The sequence below is a fragment of the Enterococcus sp. AZ101 genome, from assembly GCF_050499005.1.
Lineage (GTDB): Bacteria > Bacillota > Bacilli > Lactobacillales > Enterococcaceae > Enterococcus_L > Enterococcus_L ureilyticus.
In genome coordinates, this window is sequence record NZ_JBMHEZ010000003.1 from 354,829 (window position 1) to 369,767 (window position 14,939).

General features: G+C 30.4%; 22 protein-coding genes and 1 tRNA gene. 3 read left to right on the plus strand and 20 right to left on the minus strand.

Going from position 1 to position 14,939, the window contains the following annotated elements:
* Positions 1 to 76: 76 nt before the first annotated feature.
* On the plus strand, positions 77 to 448 hold the full coding sequence (locus tag IGJ50_RS15545; RefSeq protein ID WP_069640460.1) for a hypothetical protein: 372 nt from the start codon (positions 77 to 79) through the stop codon (positions 446 to 448).
* A 394-nt stretch (positions 449 to 842) separates the two neighbouring features.
* On the opposite strand, the gene IGJ50_RS15550 is transcribed toward IGJ50_RS15545, so the two are convergent.
* From IGJ50_RS15550 to IGJ50_RS15580, 7 genes are all read right to left on the minus strand, one after another.
* Positions 843 to 1,379 carry an Asp23/Gls24 family envelope stress response protein gene (locus IGJ50_RS15550; protein WP_069640459.1) on the minus strand — a complete coding sequence of 179 codons (537 nt, stop codon included), beginning with the start codon at positions 1,377 to 1,379 and terminating at the stop codon, positions 843 to 845.
* A 38-nt stretch (positions 1,380 to 1,417) separates the two neighbouring features.
* A complete protein-coding gene (locus tag IGJ50_RS15555; RefSeq protein ID WP_069640458.1) occupies positions 1,418 to 1,615 on the minus strand; it encodes a DUF2273 domain-containing protein in 198 nt (65 codons plus the stop codon).
* Positions 1,616 to 1,625: 10 nt separating this feature from the next.
* Positions 1,626 to 2,177 carry an alkaline shock response membrane anchor protein AmaP gene (amaP, locus tag IGJ50_RS15560; protein ID WP_157804654.1) on the minus strand — a complete coding sequence of 184 codons (552 nt, stop codon included), beginning with the start codon at positions 2,175 to 2,177 and terminating at the stop codon, positions 1,626 to 1,628.
* A 171-nt stretch (positions 2,178 to 2,348) separates the two neighbouring features.
* Entirely contained in the window at positions 2,349 to 2,552 is a 204-nt protein-coding gene (locus tag IGJ50_RS15565) for a hypothetical protein (protein WP_207121694.1), read from the minus strand.
* A 237-nt stretch (positions 2,553 to 2,789) separates the two neighbouring features.
* Positions 2,790 to 3,518 (minus strand): hypothetical protein, encoded by a 729-nt coding sequence (locus IGJ50_RS15570; RefSeq protein ID WP_207121693.1) that lies wholly within the window; start codon positions 3,516 to 3,518, stop codon positions 2,790 to 2,792.
* A 51-nt stretch (positions 3,519 to 3,569) separates the two neighbouring features.
* Positions 3,570 to 3,965 (minus strand): hypothetical protein, encoded by a 396-nt coding sequence (locus IGJ50_RS15575; RefSeq protein ID WP_069640177.1) that lies wholly within the window; start codon positions 3,963 to 3,965, stop codon positions 3,570 to 3,572.
* A 301-nt stretch (positions 3,966 to 4,266) separates the two neighbouring features.
* Positions 4,267 to 4,611 carry a potassium channel family protein gene (locus tag IGJ50_RS15580; protein WP_069640195.1) on the minus strand — a complete coding sequence of 115 codons (345 nt, stop codon included), beginning with the start codon at positions 4,609 to 4,611 and terminating at the stop codon, positions 4,267 to 4,269.
* A 336-nt stretch (positions 4,612 to 4,947) separates the two neighbouring features.
* Between IGJ50_RS15580 and IGJ50_RS15585 the strand changes: the two genes are divergently transcribed.
* Positions 4,948 to 5,031 (plus strand) — tRNA-Ser (locus tag IGJ50_RS15585).
* A gap of 351 nt (positions 5,032 to 5,382) precedes the next feature.
* Here IGJ50_RS15585 and IGJ50_RS15590 read toward each other — a convergent pair.
* The 4 genes from IGJ50_RS15590 to IGJ50_RS15605 all read right to left on the minus strand — a co-directional run bounded on the left by IGJ50_RS15590 (position 5,383) and on the right by IGJ50_RS15605 (position 9,024).
* Positions 5,383 to 5,682 (minus strand): hypothetical protein, encoded by a 300-nt coding sequence (locus tag IGJ50_RS15590; RefSeq protein ID WP_069640181.1) that lies wholly within the window; start codon positions 5,680 to 5,682, stop codon positions 5,383 to 5,385.
* A gap of 531 nt (positions 5,683 to 6,213) precedes the next feature.
* Positions 6,214 to 6,525: a bacteriocin immunity protein gene (locus IGJ50_RS15595; RefSeq protein WP_429951298.1), complete on the minus strand. Its 312-nt coding sequence runs from the start codon at positions 6,523 to 6,525 to the stop codon at positions 6,214 to 6,216.
* 1,942 nt (positions 6,526 to 8,467) lie between these two features.
* Entirely contained in the window at positions 8,468 to 8,590 is a 123-nt protein-coding gene (locus IGJ50_RS15600; protein ID WP_429951300.1) for a hypothetical protein, read from the minus strand.
* A gap of 137 nt (positions 8,591 to 8,727) precedes the next feature.
* A complete protein-coding gene (locus IGJ50_RS15605; protein ID WP_429951302.1) occupies positions 8,728 to 9,024 on the minus strand; it encodes a helix-turn-helix domain-containing protein in 297 nt (98 codons plus the stop codon).
* 145 nt (positions 9,025 to 9,169) lie between these two features.
* Between IGJ50_RS15605 and IGJ50_RS15610 the strand changes: the two genes are divergently transcribed.
* Complete coding sequence (locus IGJ50_RS15610; RefSeq protein WP_429951304.1) at positions 9,170 to 10,606, plus strand: SulP family inorganic anion transporter; 1,437 nt, start codon at positions 9,170 to 9,172, stop codon at positions 10,604 to 10,606.
* Positions 10,607 to 10,783: 177 nt separating this feature from the next.
* Here the strand turns inward: IGJ50_RS15610 and IGJ50_RS15615 are convergent, their stop codons facing one another.
* The 9 genes from IGJ50_RS15615 to IGJ50_RS15655 all read right to left on the minus strand — a co-directional run bounded on the left by IGJ50_RS15615 (position 10,784) and on the right by IGJ50_RS15655 (position 14,929).
* Positions 10,784 to 11,515 carry a hypothetical protein gene (locus tag IGJ50_RS15615; protein WP_429951306.1) on the minus strand — a complete coding sequence of 244 codons (732 nt, stop codon included), beginning with the start codon at positions 11,513 to 11,515 and terminating at the stop codon, positions 10,784 to 10,786.
* A gap of 23 nt (positions 11,516 to 11,538) precedes the next feature.
* The gene (locus tag IGJ50_RS15620) at positions 11,539 to 11,733 is read right to left on the minus strand and encodes a hypothetical protein (protein ID WP_429951309.1); all 195 of its coding nucleotides are present in this window, start codon (positions 11,731 to 11,733) and stop codon (positions 11,539 to 11,541) included.
* A gap of 391 nt (positions 11,734 to 12,124) precedes the next feature.
* Entirely contained in the window at positions 12,125 to 12,367 is a 243-nt protein-coding gene (locus IGJ50_RS15625) for a hypothetical protein (protein ID WP_429951311.1), read from the minus strand.
* Positions 12,368 to 12,956: 589 nt separating this feature from the next.
* Positions 12,957 to 13,559, minus strand: coding sequence for a hypothetical protein (locus IGJ50_RS15630; protein WP_429951313.1), 603 nt, complete (start codon positions 13,557 to 13,559; stop codon positions 12,957 to 12,959).
* 27 nt (positions 13,560 to 13,586) lie between these two features.
* Positions 13,587 to 13,961, minus strand: a complete 375-nt coding sequence (locus IGJ50_RS15635; RefSeq protein WP_429951315.1) for a hypothetical protein — start codon at positions 13,959 to 13,961, stop codon at positions 13,587 to 13,589.
* Positions 13,962 to 13,999: 38 nt separating this feature from the next.
* On the minus strand, positions 14,000 to 14,143 hold the full coding sequence (locus tag IGJ50_RS15640; protein WP_157804652.1) for a hypothetical protein: 144 nt from the start codon (positions 14,141 to 14,143) through the stop codon (positions 14,000 to 14,002).
* 32 nt (positions 14,144 to 14,175) lie between these two features.
* Positions 14,176 to 14,439, minus strand: coding sequence for a hypothetical protein (locus tag IGJ50_RS15645; protein WP_429951317.1), 264 nt, complete (start codon positions 14,437 to 14,439; stop codon positions 14,176 to 14,178).
* A 29-nt stretch (positions 14,440 to 14,468) separates the two neighbouring features.
* A complete protein-coding gene (locus tag IGJ50_RS15650) occupies positions 14,469 to 14,666 on the minus strand; it encodes a hypothetical protein (protein ID WP_429951319.1) in 198 nt (65 codons plus the stop codon).
* A gap of 35 nt (positions 14,667 to 14,701) precedes the next feature.
* Complete coding sequence (locus tag IGJ50_RS15655) at positions 14,702 to 14,929, minus strand: hypothetical protein (protein WP_429951321.1); 228 nt, start codon at positions 14,927 to 14,929, stop codon at positions 14,702 to 14,704.
* Positions 14,930 to 14,939: the final 10 nt, after the last annotated feature.

The following is a 14,939-nucleotide window of genomic DNA, read 5'->3' on the forward strand; positions in this document are numbered from 1 at the left end:
AACGCTACTAACTTCATTTCTGATAAACTAAAACTAATAGTTATCTTAAACAATTAAATGAACTGGAGAGAATTTTATGAAAAAAATAACTTTATTAGCATTCCTTATATTATCACTTGGAGGGTGTTCCTTAAAACAGTCGAACGTTACAAATAGTTCAACTCGGAGCATTGATCAAACTGAAGCTGCAGAGAGCCAAAATGTACAATTTAATTCAGAGAATCAAGAAAATTTAAATAATTTTGAAGAAGGAACAAAAATAACAACAATTTTTACTCCAAATAATTTTAAGGTTACTAAACTAGTCGATAATTCAGAAAAAAGAGTCCTCCTTTTTTCAAAAGATAATCAAAAATTTTATAAGAGTATTTTTGTGAAATCGACCCAGTTCCTCAAAGTTGTTGATCTTAAAAATAACGAAACAGAAATTTTTAATGGGTCTATATAACCATTCTTTATTATTTAACTACCTAGCTGACATAATCCTGATTACCCCAAGTACCCCATGTATCAACCGATACATGGGCTCTCTTTGTGAATTAAAACTGTTCTAACTAAACAGTTAATGGTATCCCTCACTTTATCTCCGAGAACTGCTGTAAAATTTGAAAATAAGGAAAAGTCACTCTTTGATATTTTTATCCTCATTTTTGTTCTTTTATCGAATTCAAACTCTCTGTTATAGTTTCCTTTTCTTCACCTAAAACCAATGTTTTTGGTACAGCTACTTAAATGAAAAAAGGATAGAGAAATTCTCTATCCTGGATATTTATTTTGAGAAACTATACTGAACACAATAAAACCACTAAATATTTGTTATTGAGAGGTTTAAATTTAATAGTTTATTGAACTCTTGACTCTGTTGCATCTTTTGCTTTCGATATACCATTACTTGCCATTTTTTTTGCTTTTTCTGTTTGTTCACTTGTGAAATTGCCTACTGATTCTGTCGCATCACTTAATCGGTCTTGAACAGTTGTTGAATCTTCTTCATATTGTTCTTTTGATTTTACATCTGTTACAGTTACATTAACTTCCACTACTTTAAGAGAAGTCATTTTTTCCACTTCTCTAGAGATGACCTCTTTGATTTTTTCATATAACGCTGCAATGTCTCTGCCGTATTCGGTGACAACATCTAAATCAACAGCCACTTGTTTTTTCCCTACTTCAACATCGATTCCAGTAGTAACATCTTCCCTATTAACAAGCTTATTAGCAACATTTGAGAAAAAACCGCCTTCAACTGTTAATAATCCATCGACTGATTCTAACGCAATCCCGATTATCTTTTGAATCACTTTATCATCATAAGTAAGTTCACCCTTAATTCCATTTACATTTTCTTCTTCTTTTTTAGGTACATTTTTGTTGTCCATATCTTCAAATCCCTTCTTTTAGTTAATTATTTATAGTTTTACTTTCTTTTTTTAGAAAGAAAGATATCTATCAATCCATGCGCAGTAGCATACCATCCCATAAAACCACCTATAAGAATAAATACGATAATTAGAACTGTTTTAAAAAAACCTAAAGTCAACATCAACAGTGCAATAAGCAAACCTGCTAGTGCACCAATAATAGGTCCTCGGTATGTTTCCCATATCTCATTCATGCGTTTCCTCCTATGTCACACGATTATTATTTTCTGGTCGAGGTTTTTCGAATTTAATTTTGATTAAAATTTTTACATCAGGTCCAATCAAATCGTGTAGTTGAGTTTCTAAATTTTTACTCCATTGATCAGTTTTACCATATAAATCTGAAAATATTTGAAAATCACCTTTAACTTTTATCTTTATCTTTCTTTGACTCATTGTTGCTTTCACATTTGGATTTTCCATCAACTTCTCTGCTATCAAGGCCTCAGAAACAACTCCTTCAACCGCCTTTTTGGTAATTCGTAAAACGCCATCTGTTTTTTTAAATTTAAATTGGCTCAATTTTTTTGGGTAAAATATCGTACCCAACATTAAAATAAATAAAACAATGAAGACACTACCTGCAAGATAGAATGTAATCACAGGGAGCCAATCCCCAACTAATGGATACTCATCCAAATTTAATAAGTAAAATGGTATAGATACATATGTTTGATTGGAAACTATCACTGAAAAACACAGATACATAAATAAAAAAAGAAAAACAGTGACAATTGTTTTTTTTAGCTTACTCAAAGTGAACCTCCTATCAGTTATTGTCTCAATTTATATCTATCTATTAAAATAACAATAATTTGCTATTTCTGTCAAAAGGTATGCTTATGAGTGATTAGTTGATTAACAAAAACAATAAGCAAAAACAGAGATCAATAATAAAAATTATAAAAGTGATTTCTAACTTTAAGATTAAAACCGATCGTTTTTGGGAGTATCTTCAGTATTCCATTGATAGCTATCAACAAGATAGTGTTTAAGTTCTGCGAATGTTACTCCATTAAATGATTTGTTAGGCAACTTACCCCATACCAACGATTTATTAATAATTGAATTTTCTTCTATTTTACTTAATTTAAAATCTGGACAAACCGTTAGCCATTCTGTAATTTTCATTTCATTATTCATCACTTAGTTATCTTTCTGATTTTTATTCGTACAAAAGCTACTACTGAACATTTTGAATCTCACGTATGCTGCTATTCATCCGTTTCGAGAAGCCGATCTATCTTCAACTTTAAGAATTCTTACCGTTCGCTTTTAGAGAAATCTTCCTGGAAGATTCACAGCTGTAGCCAAAGAATATTCATCCATAATACGAACGAGCCTTTTTGAAAAATACTGATTACTTTGCTAATACTTATTCTTTTCTTCCCACTCTTTGAATGAACTATAATACTTGAAAACAACAGTCGGAATTATTTCTTGATCTTTTGATACCAGATAACTAGTCTCGTTGTATTCAATAAATTTATTTTCTCTTGTTTTCCAAGCAATTATATCTTTTCCATTAAATCTTAGAACCCAAACAATATTATTTTTACCTGTATATGGAAAATAATTATCTTCTATCAATTTAGTAAAGAGTTCTAGAAAAGTTGTCATATCGCTTATTTCATATAATTTTGCGTGACTCTCCATGTCATCACCCATACAAATACTTTGTCTATCTATATTAATTTCCATATTAGTTTCTTCCTTTATTTTTAATAACTGATTCTTTTCGGAAAAACTGATCTTTTCCTGAAGAATTGATCGCTGTTTATACAGCTCTTCTGTAACTTCTTCGTATTCCTTTTGAATACCTAATCTGTAAGCTTCGTAACCCGGAGAATCATTCCAAGATCCCATCCCACCAAATACCTGTGACTTTGCCAATATCCGTTTTGCTTTCTCTTGATTAGATATATCTAAATCAAAAACATTTAGGGTGGAATTGAACATTCTACAAAAATTTTCTTCGTCCAATTGTTCAGATAATCTATTTATATTTTGTAAAGCTCTCTTAGTATTGATTAGATCATCTTCAGTAACACCAATATCATTCTTTTTTTTAAAAAAATTAACTAGCGATTTGATCACTCTAGCACTTTCCTTTCCTTTTTAGAAATGCCTTCAGTATTCCGCAAATAGCTATTTATAAAAAAAATTCTTCAACTTATCCAACCAATTTATTTGCACTATCTTATTCTCTAGACAGTCTTCACGTCTTTCTGACCACTCTTCAACTGATGAATAATAAATAAACGTAACCTCTGGAATCCTTTTTCCATTCTTACTTATCGAACAATAAGTCTTATTGTATTCATAAAATTTATTTTCCTTTGTTTTCCAAGCAATCCTATCTTTCCCATCAAATCTTAGAATCCAAACGACGTCATTTCCTTGAATATGAGGAAAATAATTTTTTGCTATTAACTCTTCAAAGAGTTCTAGAAATGTGATATGTTCGTTTACTTCATTTTTAGTTTCGTGACTTGTAACATCATCCCCCATACATACACTTTGTCTATCAATTATAATTTCCATATTGACTCCTTCTGTTATTAATCCTTTTTGAGATAATCAATCTTCATTAAGCTCTTCACGTATGCGAAGAAACTTGTTCAATTTCTTTTCCTGTTTTTCCTTTCCATCTCTAACAATCTAAGCTATTGGTTTTAAGCTCAAACACTCTTCATGATAAAATCCTTTATCGACATAGTAGATATAATCACCATCATTTAGTTTCTTTCCACAAGATTTAGTCATTTTTCATCTACCATTCCTTTTTGGATCTAATGCATACAGCTATTCGATTGTTTTTGGTATTCTAACTATATTTACCCTCTTATTGCTTTTTACTCTTTTTTTCTTTGTGGTATGTGGCCATTGCGTGATTAAAGTTGGCAATCATTACGGAAATAATACCTACTCCAATTAAAACATAAATTATTGTGAAAATTTTACCAACTGCTGTATGGGGAGATAAATCGCCAAACCCCACCGTGGCAAGTGTAATTACAGAAAAGTATAAGGCATCTAAAAAGCTCATGCTTTCTACACCATGGTAGAAAAAAGTGCCTATCGATAAAATAAAGAGAACGGCTAACATAATAGCTTTTTGTTCTTCTTGAAGGAATAGAATTTTTAAGATTCTCCATAAACTACGAAATAATAAAATAAAAGCAATCACAGTAACCACTTTCCTTTCTTTCTGATAGAAGACAAATTATATGAAAATTTAAAATAGTATTTATTTTCATAGTTAGCCTCTAACTATTCTTTTTGGTAATATAGCTCTTATCACTTTATTAATCATTCTTCACATTTACTTCTTACTTTTTTAGGGTTGATTTAAGGTTTAAACGGTATTCTAGATACAGATAAACAAAGGAGGTCATTATTGCTTTTGAAACAATTAGATATCTCAAATTTATTTATTTATTCTACAAAGAAAGTAAGAAACTTGTTCCAAATTTTTGAGTGAAAGAGACTCATTTGTCTCTTTCGCTACTCTTAAATTATGTGGGTGAACGTGGTGTTTAACTCCCAGAGGCTAAACGTTTGTTGGTACTCTATCATCGAGGTGTAGGTTCGAATCCTACCGTCCACGTCGTGCTTCGGCACTTGAAATATAATAGATACTTTAGAAAGGAATGGTTTTATGAAAAAAACATTTGTTGTACTTGCTGCTATCGCTATTCCTATTGTTGTGAAACAATATCGTAAACATTCCCGTGTGTATCAGTCTAGCCTGAAAAGTTAGTTACTTTGTTTACAAATTTTCTTTTCTAGTAATTGGTAATTTCTAAATTAATAATGAAAATGATGATTTTTATTCCTATTTTTCATTATTATAAGATACTGTTTACTTATATCAAATAACCCTAACAAAACATTTTCTTCTTTTTTAACTCTTTTTCCTACCTTCTCCCTAAGGTAGGTCTTTTTTGTCTATCAGGAGTTAACCATCCTTTTTGAGAATTTCTATAGCATATTCAAATCCCTCAATATATTTTTGGGCTTCTATAAAATTGTCTTGTTCTTTGCTAGGTGCCAACTCAATTAAACTTTTGCGTTCTTTTACTAGTCTCTCTATCACTGGATCAACGCTTGGTAATTCTGTTTGGACAGTAATTCCAATAGTTGATTCTGTATCGTCTATAAGTTGCTGTAATGCTTCTTCTAAATCCTCAGATTCAAAGTAGTCTGACATATACATACCATGTAAGATCATACCCACTTGACTGGTTGTTAATTCCATCATTTATCCTCCTACTGATCCTTTTTAGGAAACTTTTTTTGTTTAATTCGATTATATTTCCTTCTTTTTAAAAACAAAGGGTGTGGGACAAAAGTAAAAATCACTTTTGTAGCACACCCTAAATGCGAATAAATGGTGGGAGCAGAAGCAATCCCTTCGGAAATAAGCTGAAATTCAAAAAAATTTGAAAAACAATTTTCGTGAATTCCTTCTTATTTCTCGGGATTAAACGCTTCTGTCCCAGCCTCACACCTAATAGTACTAAACTTATGCTTACTTCAGTCAATATCGCTGAAAAAAGCTCGTTCGTATTGTCTCTATATAAAATTTTATAGCGTTCATACATGCTAGGACGCCCATATCTTCCAAAAAAGATAAAAGAGACAAAAACTAAGACAACGGCACTTATACAATAAAATATCATTAGAATACTTTGATAAATGGGCGTTGCTGACTTACCTTTATGCTTTAATTTCCTTCTATTCATGAGTCACCTATCTTATCTTTTTTGAGAAGTTAGTTCACTCAAATTTAGTCAAACTGAGACAAGCTTCCTAAATCACCTCTATAATTGTTATTCACCCCAGCTGATTTAGCTATATCACTCAATTCACTTATAATTTGATTTTGTTCTGGATTAAATTTCCATTTTTCAGTGAGTGTTTTAAAATAGATAAAGTTAGTTAGTCTAGCAATTAACGCTTCCTCATTTATAGACACATCCAGCTTTTTATATACTTTTAATAAAACCTCTTTTAGTTCCGCATAATTATTTTCTTGATGGTCTTTAAAACTGTTATACAAATCCGTTATTAGTTGTTTTGTCTCTTTGTTATTAGTCATACTAATCCTCTTTTCTAACCTTTTTGGTAGTCTCAATTTTTCTATTTATATGATAAGAAACATAAAGAGTTTGTTTTCTCAATATACTGATATATCGCTAATTTCATTTCTGCACGGATATTTATAGATCCTTTATTGTAAGTTAAGAAACCTTCTTCCCACACCATCTATACTACTATTACTACATTAGAAAATTTGATAGAGTAAACACAGCCATGCGAATTACCGTGTTCTTGACCATGAATTAGCATTAAAAATTTTCCTCCTTCAGTCGTAATAGTTAACTAACTGACGATAATTATTTTAGTGTTGATTACCAGTAAACAAAATAATGATCGAAAATATTATTTTCAGTTTAAAGTTATATCATAGTTGTCACAACTATGATATAATGTAAATGCATATATTTATTGAAATTAATGAAAACAGCTATTCTAAGATCCGATCTAAATTTTGAAAAAATTTTAAAATTATTTTGGCGAATAATATAAAATCGTTATCTCTAAATTTGATAGTATACGTCTGTAAAAATTGCTATTAAATTAATAAGGAGCTAAGTAGTAATTTTTAAACAATTTCTTGTTGATTATTACTATCAGAATACAAAGTAAAGGAAAAACAAAAATGAATAGTGGAATAGCTAGTTTTAACTCCCTAGGTTCAGGGGAGTTTTTTTTATGAAAAAAATCAAGTTGGGTTCATTCAACTTGATTAGCTTACTTATATTCAAATCTTATTTTCAATTAGACTCCGACCGTAAATCATTATTTCATTAGAAATATTTTAATTATGTTAATTAAAAATTGTCTTAATCATTGTATCAATTAAGTTGGCGCTTAATTTATATACGGAAATAACATCTGCTTCATTTCCAAATACAATAATTTTTATCGCTGAAATAAAAAATACTAAAACTACCATTACTACGAGAAATAATACAGATAACTGAATCGTTTTAGAAAATTTGTGCATATATTCATCTACTCCTAAATTTCAATGAATATAAAGTCGTCAAATGAATGAAACTATCGAATAATATAATTCTACCATATTTTATAGCTTATGACATATTTAATTTAGTTATTCAGATATTTTGTTGTATCATCCATAATTTTAACTGGAAAATACAGTTGGTATCAAACTCTGGAAGCTGTTTTTATATCAAAATATTAGTAGGATAGCTAAAAATAGAATGAAGATATCGAGTTGGTGAAGCAGTGGCTGGAAGAAAGACTAAAAAAACACCATAATCCACAAGATAATATCTACTATTAATAACATGTTTTTGTCCCTAAATTGCGATTTAATTTTATACGTTTTACTATCCTTTAGGAATAATGTTAACCCCTATATAAATAGGCGGTGACGGACTTTTCATGAAAGTTTGCAATCCTTTATAGTTTTTCTTTCCGAAGGTAGTCTTGGAATAAAGGCTTGTTTTAAATACAGTAACTATGATTTTAGTTAATAAGTAGAAAGCCAATATCATTTCAACTGGTAAAGTTATCAATATCAGACTAGACGACAACGCAAATTCACTCACACTCATTTCTGATCCTTTTCTATACATAGTTCGTAATTCTAACTTTATTCATTGACTAGGTAAAATCAATCGTTCGTCTCTTTGACCCTTTTCTCCGGTAGATCTCACACTGCAACTGGACAATATGGTCTATTTTCCCGAACGATCCTTTTTGGGAAGATTAATATATTTAAATTACGATTGTAAATTAATCAAATTTTTTAATTGCTTCTGGGTTCGGTAATACAATATCAGAACCGTTAAATCCGTTAAATTCATCATAAAAATTCTTATTGATATCTAAGTATTTAAACAACCCCTTACTTGCAATTTCCACATTTTTCCAATCATCATAAGAATACGTGGGACATTGGCGTCCTAAAATTTTGTTTGTATCTCGTGAAATTAATTGTACTTTAATTACTGCGGTTTTTTTCCATTTTCAATGCTAAGAGATACTTTAATTTTCTTACTCTTATTATTATATCTATTATCACCATTAAATATAATTGAAACTGCTGGTACAAATAAACGTTTAGTCATGAACTTACTCCATTTACTTTGTGTCAATGAGAAGTAAACATTTTTTTCAAGATCATCTCTTGAGTTAATAACAATGGTTAAAAAGCTACAGAAATTGAGTGGTAATTTTAAAATCAGAAATTTGATCTATGGAAAAACTACTTCTCTTCTAAGCCTGTTAAAAACTGAAGAAGTTCATATTTTTTTTGTTCTGGTAAACTCATAATAACAGTTATTAATTTCTGATCTGTAGGACTTAATTTAGGATTGAAAAAATCTGACAATGATACACCTAATGCCTCACAAATATATGTTAGTGTCTTTAAAGAGAGCTTTGTTGTATCATTCTCTATTGCAGAAATAAAAGATGGGGAAATATTAATTTTTTCAGCTAATGTTCTTGCAGTCATGTGGTTTGCTTTCCTTAATTCTTGAATTCTTATTCCAATATTCATCTATTCAATCACCTCAAAAATTCACTATAGGGTTAATTTTAATTGTATTTAAATTCACCTAAGACTTTATTTAACAATGTGACTATGATACTATAATAAAGTTGTCAAATGCAACTAAAAACTTAAAAGGGTGTGATTTATCTACATGTTATTTAGTATAAAAAAAGAAGAGTGGATTGGAAATGGGAAAAATGATTTGTTTGCTGGTCTAGTTTCGTCTATAGCCATACTTCCAGAGGTTGTAGGTTTTGCTATTATTGCAGGAGTAAATCCAATGACAGCACTATTTGCTTCAGCAACAACTATTTTAATTATATCCTTTACAGGTGGAAGACCAGCCATGGTTTCAGCCGCCGCAGGATCTATGGCACTCGTTATGGCTGCGCTAATTAAAAGCCATGGTCTTGAATATATGATAGCAGCAACTATTTTAACAGGTATTATGCAATTAGTTCTAGGATATCTTGGTATTCAAAGATTAATGAAATTTATTCCAAAAACTGTGATGTTTGGCTTCGTAAATGCCTTAGCCATTTTAATTTTTCTAGCTCAAGTACAACAATTACCTGGGCAATCAATATGGACGTACTCCATGGTAATTATCACAATCATGCTAATGTACGGACTTCCAAAAGTTACAAAAGCTGTTCCACCTGCATTAATTGTTATTATAGTAATGACTGTTGTTGCATTGGCTTACCCAGGATATCTACAAAAAATTGGAGATATGGGAAATATGTCGACAATTGTACCAACATTATCATTTCCAGGGGTTCCTTTCACTGTTAAAACATTTTCTATCATTTTTCCAACAGCAGTTGCTTTAACAATGGTAGGTCTGATAGAATCATTATTGACTATTCCTGTAGTTGATAAAATGACCGGAAGCAAAGGAGATAATAAAAGGGAAGTGAAGTCACAAGGTCTTGCAAATATAGTGACGGGGTTATTTGGTGGTCCAGCAGGCTGTGCAATGATTGGTCAAGCTGTGGTCAATGTGAAATCTGGTGGACGAAAAAGACTTTCTACTTTTGTTGCGGGAATGGCTATATTAATCCTAATTTTTGGTCTAAAAGATATCATGATACAGATACCTACTGCAGCTCTTATTGGTATTATGATTACTGTTTCATTTGAAACATTTGAATGGGAAAGTTTATCTCTCATCCGCTCTTTCCAAGTAACAGAGAGTCTAGTAATGCTTGTGACGATAGGTGTTGTTGTTTATACACATAATTTGGCGATTGGTATCTTTGTAGGTGTTCTATTAAGCGCAGTCATTTTTATGGCAAAGCTATCCACGATTTCAATTGTTCAAAAAGATGATTTGTTTGCAGTAAAAGGACCCTTATTTTTTGCTTCCACACATTCGTTTCTCCATTATTTTGAAACTGTTAATTATGACAACGAACAGCTAACAATAGATTTTTCTTATTCTCATATCTTAGATCATTCTGGAGTTGAAGCATTAAAGTCTTTTGTAATTGATATGAAAAATCAAAAAAGAAAAATATCAATTATTGGTTTAGATATTCATAATCCTGAATTATCCAAAGAAATTGAGTCACTTCTTTTTGAATAAAAAAGTAGCCCGTCCAACTGTATTAATTGTTGGACAGGCTATTTAAGTAATTTATTTTAAAAAAATTGTACTAAGAGAATAATTTCTCTGAAAATGATCCTTTTCGAGATTTTTTTCTTATTAACAAAAATCGGCTACTTTTTCGAACCATTTTTTTGGTGACACAATGATATTTTTTTATTTTGTAACTGGTATACCTTCTTGTCCAACATGTTGAGAAGCCGCTTGATTTATTAAATTCTCTGCTGGTTGTAACTTAACCACTTCTAATTCATCCAATTTCCTCTGAAAGCCCTCTATATTTTCAGAGGTTAAAGAATGTACCATTTGATCAGGTACATAGGTAACTGAGAAGGATCTGTTAACCAGACCTTCAAAACGCATAAGAAGCTGATCGTATTTTTTTTCAAAAGAGTAAACAAAAGCATTATTCCCTGAAACTTCATTTTGAAAATTTTGATATTGAGCTGAATATAATCCCTGATTAAAATTATAAAGCTTAATAATAGAAATGTGGGGTTCTTCAACTACTGAATCCATCAAATTTCCTTTCAAAGATTCCTCCGTGATAGGTAAATATTGTACTCTCGTCTGAATCCCATCCTTAGTTTTAATATGAGTCATCTTCAACAGTACTATAGTATCTAGATTACCTGTATTTGTATTCTCATTTGACTGGTCAACAGTTTCACCGTTACTATACCCAATATACCAGCCATCTAAAGAACTCATAGTAATATTTTGATGCTTAATTTTACTACTCGACTTGTCTAAACTATTTTCAATAGTGGGTGTTTCTTTTATTCTAAATACTTTCCATTTTACATTGAAACTAAACAACATAATTGTAATAGCAACCAGCACAACCAAAAAAAGCAAAAGGATTAACGAGTTTTTTTTATTGATCATATTACCTCCTATATATTTTCTTTTTATTTCATTTGATCTATGAAGTCTTGATCAATACTTGGCCATACAAAACCTTCTATCTTACAACACTTGGATTCCTTTTCAAACGCTTCAGAATCTGTATAACTTTCTTTTAAGTTTATTAGTCCTTTTTCTGTCACATCACCATAAAAAGTTAATCCTGGAATATTTTTCTTTTGAAAATCTTTAAACTCCATTTATTCCACTTCTTTCTGATCCTTTTTGGTAGTACTAATCTAATCAATAATTAATACGAAAAATTCTGTTTCCAACAAATATCATCAGGTAAACAAAAAGAATCGTAATTACAAGTGAGATTAATAAGAATAATGAACCAGAATAAAAATCTTTTCTTAAAAAATATTTGCTTATCGGAATAATAAAAATAAAAAATCCTACTCCTAACACAACACTTATAATATTTACAAGTAATATATTTGTTTGAGGACTCTTTTGGTTTTCAATGTCTGTAGCTAGTATATTTCCTTTGTTTTCTGCATTAGTACGCCTATCACATTAGTATTTTGACGATCATATTCACTATTTTTTATATTTGAATTTTGTGCAAATTTTCGTTGTTGCTCTCTATCACCCATATATCTGTCCCAACTCATCGTTTTTGAGAACCACTAATTTGTCTTCTAATTCAATAATCTTACTAGTTATTTCCTGTACTTCTTCACATTGAGAAACAGGGACAACTTCTTTTTTTAAGAAAAAAGTAGTTTTTACTCTAGGTTGTAGAAAGTCCCGTTTACGTTTAAGTTTCAATAATTCGTGTTCAACTTTTTTTATTAGCTTCTGTTCTTCACTTCTTTGCTTAAAAATCATTTTTCTACCCCTTTTCAATCTTTTTTAGGTTAGTTACAGCACTAACTTTATTGATACAGTAATTGCCGTTTCTGATTTTGCCTTTTGAAGTAAATCGATATCCTCTTCAGCTAATCGATCAAGCCAATATTTTTTTGCTGATTGAGGATCACTTGTAAAAAAAAAAGCTCTTTATCTTTCCATTTTTTGGAAATAGACAATTCTTAATGTCTCTGTTGTCTTATCCAACAAGCGAAACTCTATTTTCATACAATCCTCCTTAAGCTTAAGTATCGATCGTTTTTAGCACTCTGTTTTTATCTGCTTATAATGAAATAAATTAAAGTTGGTAGCATTAAAGAGAGTAGAAGAAGAATACTCGAAATAAACAGTATCTTCCAGTAATAGTACGCATTACTCTTTTTTCCAGTAGCTTCTATTTTAAAATTTCTATAGCTAATGAAAGGTAAGATCACAACAAAAACTAAGAATAGAAATTTTATTATATTATTTACCACAACTTATAAACCACCTTTACTGATCGTTTTTTATAACTGTTTGAGTATATTATAGCTGTCACTTTTGGAAATATACCGTTTGTTCATTAACTCTAATTTTCCCAAATATTTATTTCTTCCAAAGGATAACTTGTCAAATCACTTTCTTCTGACGGAGTTCCTTCTAGTGCAATCATCAATGTTCCGTCATATTTATAATATAAATAGTAGGATACGTCTCTATAAGTACCGTCAACCGTTGGTTTACTCACTCTAATTTTTGTTTTAAGTTTAATATCAACAAGTTCATTTTTTCTAGAATCAAGAACTCTATATGTTTGTTCATTATCATCAGCAACAATTTCATATTCCAATTCATTACCGAAAAGGTCATGAAGCTTATCTTCAGTAAAACCTTGTCTTGGTTGGTTCTCTACACCAGTAGAGTTTCCTTCATACCAAGATTTTCCATTAAGCAACGTCTTTGTAATTTTAGGGTATTTAGCTTCCTCATAATTTGTGGTTACTTGTGAACTTTGAGTAGTTTCTATTGATTCTTTTTTTATCGAACTTGATACTGAGGTTTCTTCTTTTTTATGAGTGCTATAATTAGTGACCGAATGCTTAGTTGAATCTACAGACCCGGTTGATTCATTATTAGCACAGCTCGCTAATAGTGTAACTGAAACTAAAACAAAACAAATAGTTTTTTTCATCTTTCTTCACACTTCTTTCTGATCATTTTAGACACAACTTATTACACATAAAAAAACATTTGTAAATACATCATACAATGTATAAATAAATATCAATGCAAACAAAAGCAAGATTCCTATGATACGATTCTTCTGTTTTTTGGTAGCTATTTTAAAATTGAATTGAGTAGCTATCATACATGGAATAATAAATATCAATATCCCAATATTTACGGTCGTTGAAAGATTATCGTTATTTGGAAAGCTTTCATTCGGTATTGTTATAGTTGGCCAACCTCTATACTTAATAATATCCAGTATTTTTTGAATGACAAATAGTATTACAAAAATAATTGCTACTTGGTTAAGTGTCTTCCCTCCTTCTTTCCATAACTTTTCTTTTTTATTTTTGTGTTGCCCCATTACAATCTCCTTTTCGTATCGTTTTCGGGAACTAATCTTCAATCCATTTTATATGTGGTGTTTAAAATCACTGCACCAATTATCGTCAATAAAATACACTGATACGGATTTTTAAAAGCAATCGTTGCACCTACAATAAGTATTGCAAATCCACATATTTTTAACCTTGTTCTATTTTTCATTTTTGTTCCTCCTTTATTTTTCATGCATGCTGCTACCGATCCTTTTTGGGAATATCAGATATATAATTATATATATCTGTCTTGTCAAGTCCCGCCATACGAGCAAAATTATCAATTTCATACCTTATATTTTTCGCCTTACAAGATTCATCTCCTAATTTCCCTGTTCCTTCACCAGCAATATATTGTTCTGTTACAGTTAAATCTCCCCACTTTTTTTGCCCTTTCTCATCGCCGATATTGTATACTTGTTGCATTTTTTCTTTAATCGTTATATTTAATTGTTCAATATACATACCACTTATTCCATTTTTATTTAATTCAGCTAATCTTTTTTTGAATCTTCTATTCTTATTTTTCTTCGGTCATTACGTCCATATATTAAATAATCGTAATAATATTGTTCAGTTTCTTGCTCTGCTTTCTTATCTTCAGCTTTTCTATATACTATGCTACCTACCGTACCTAACACAAATAATGAGAGAAAAACTGTAACTACTACTGTCCGACTGGTGACTTTCATTTCACTTCTCCTTAATTATTGATCCTTTTTGGGAACTAATCTTCATTGGTTCTAGCAAAAGAAATTTCCCTGTATAATCTCATTGCAGCATTCTTTTTTAATTCTGCTTGCAGCTGCTCTTCAGTTTCATAAATCATCATTGTTGTGTAATGCTTTTCCAGTTCATTCATTAATTCTACTAGTGCCAAATTTCTATTGTATGAGCCTTTCTGATTTTTGATCTCATTGAAGTCTGATTCAATCTCACTTAACATTCTTTTCATCATTCTTCCT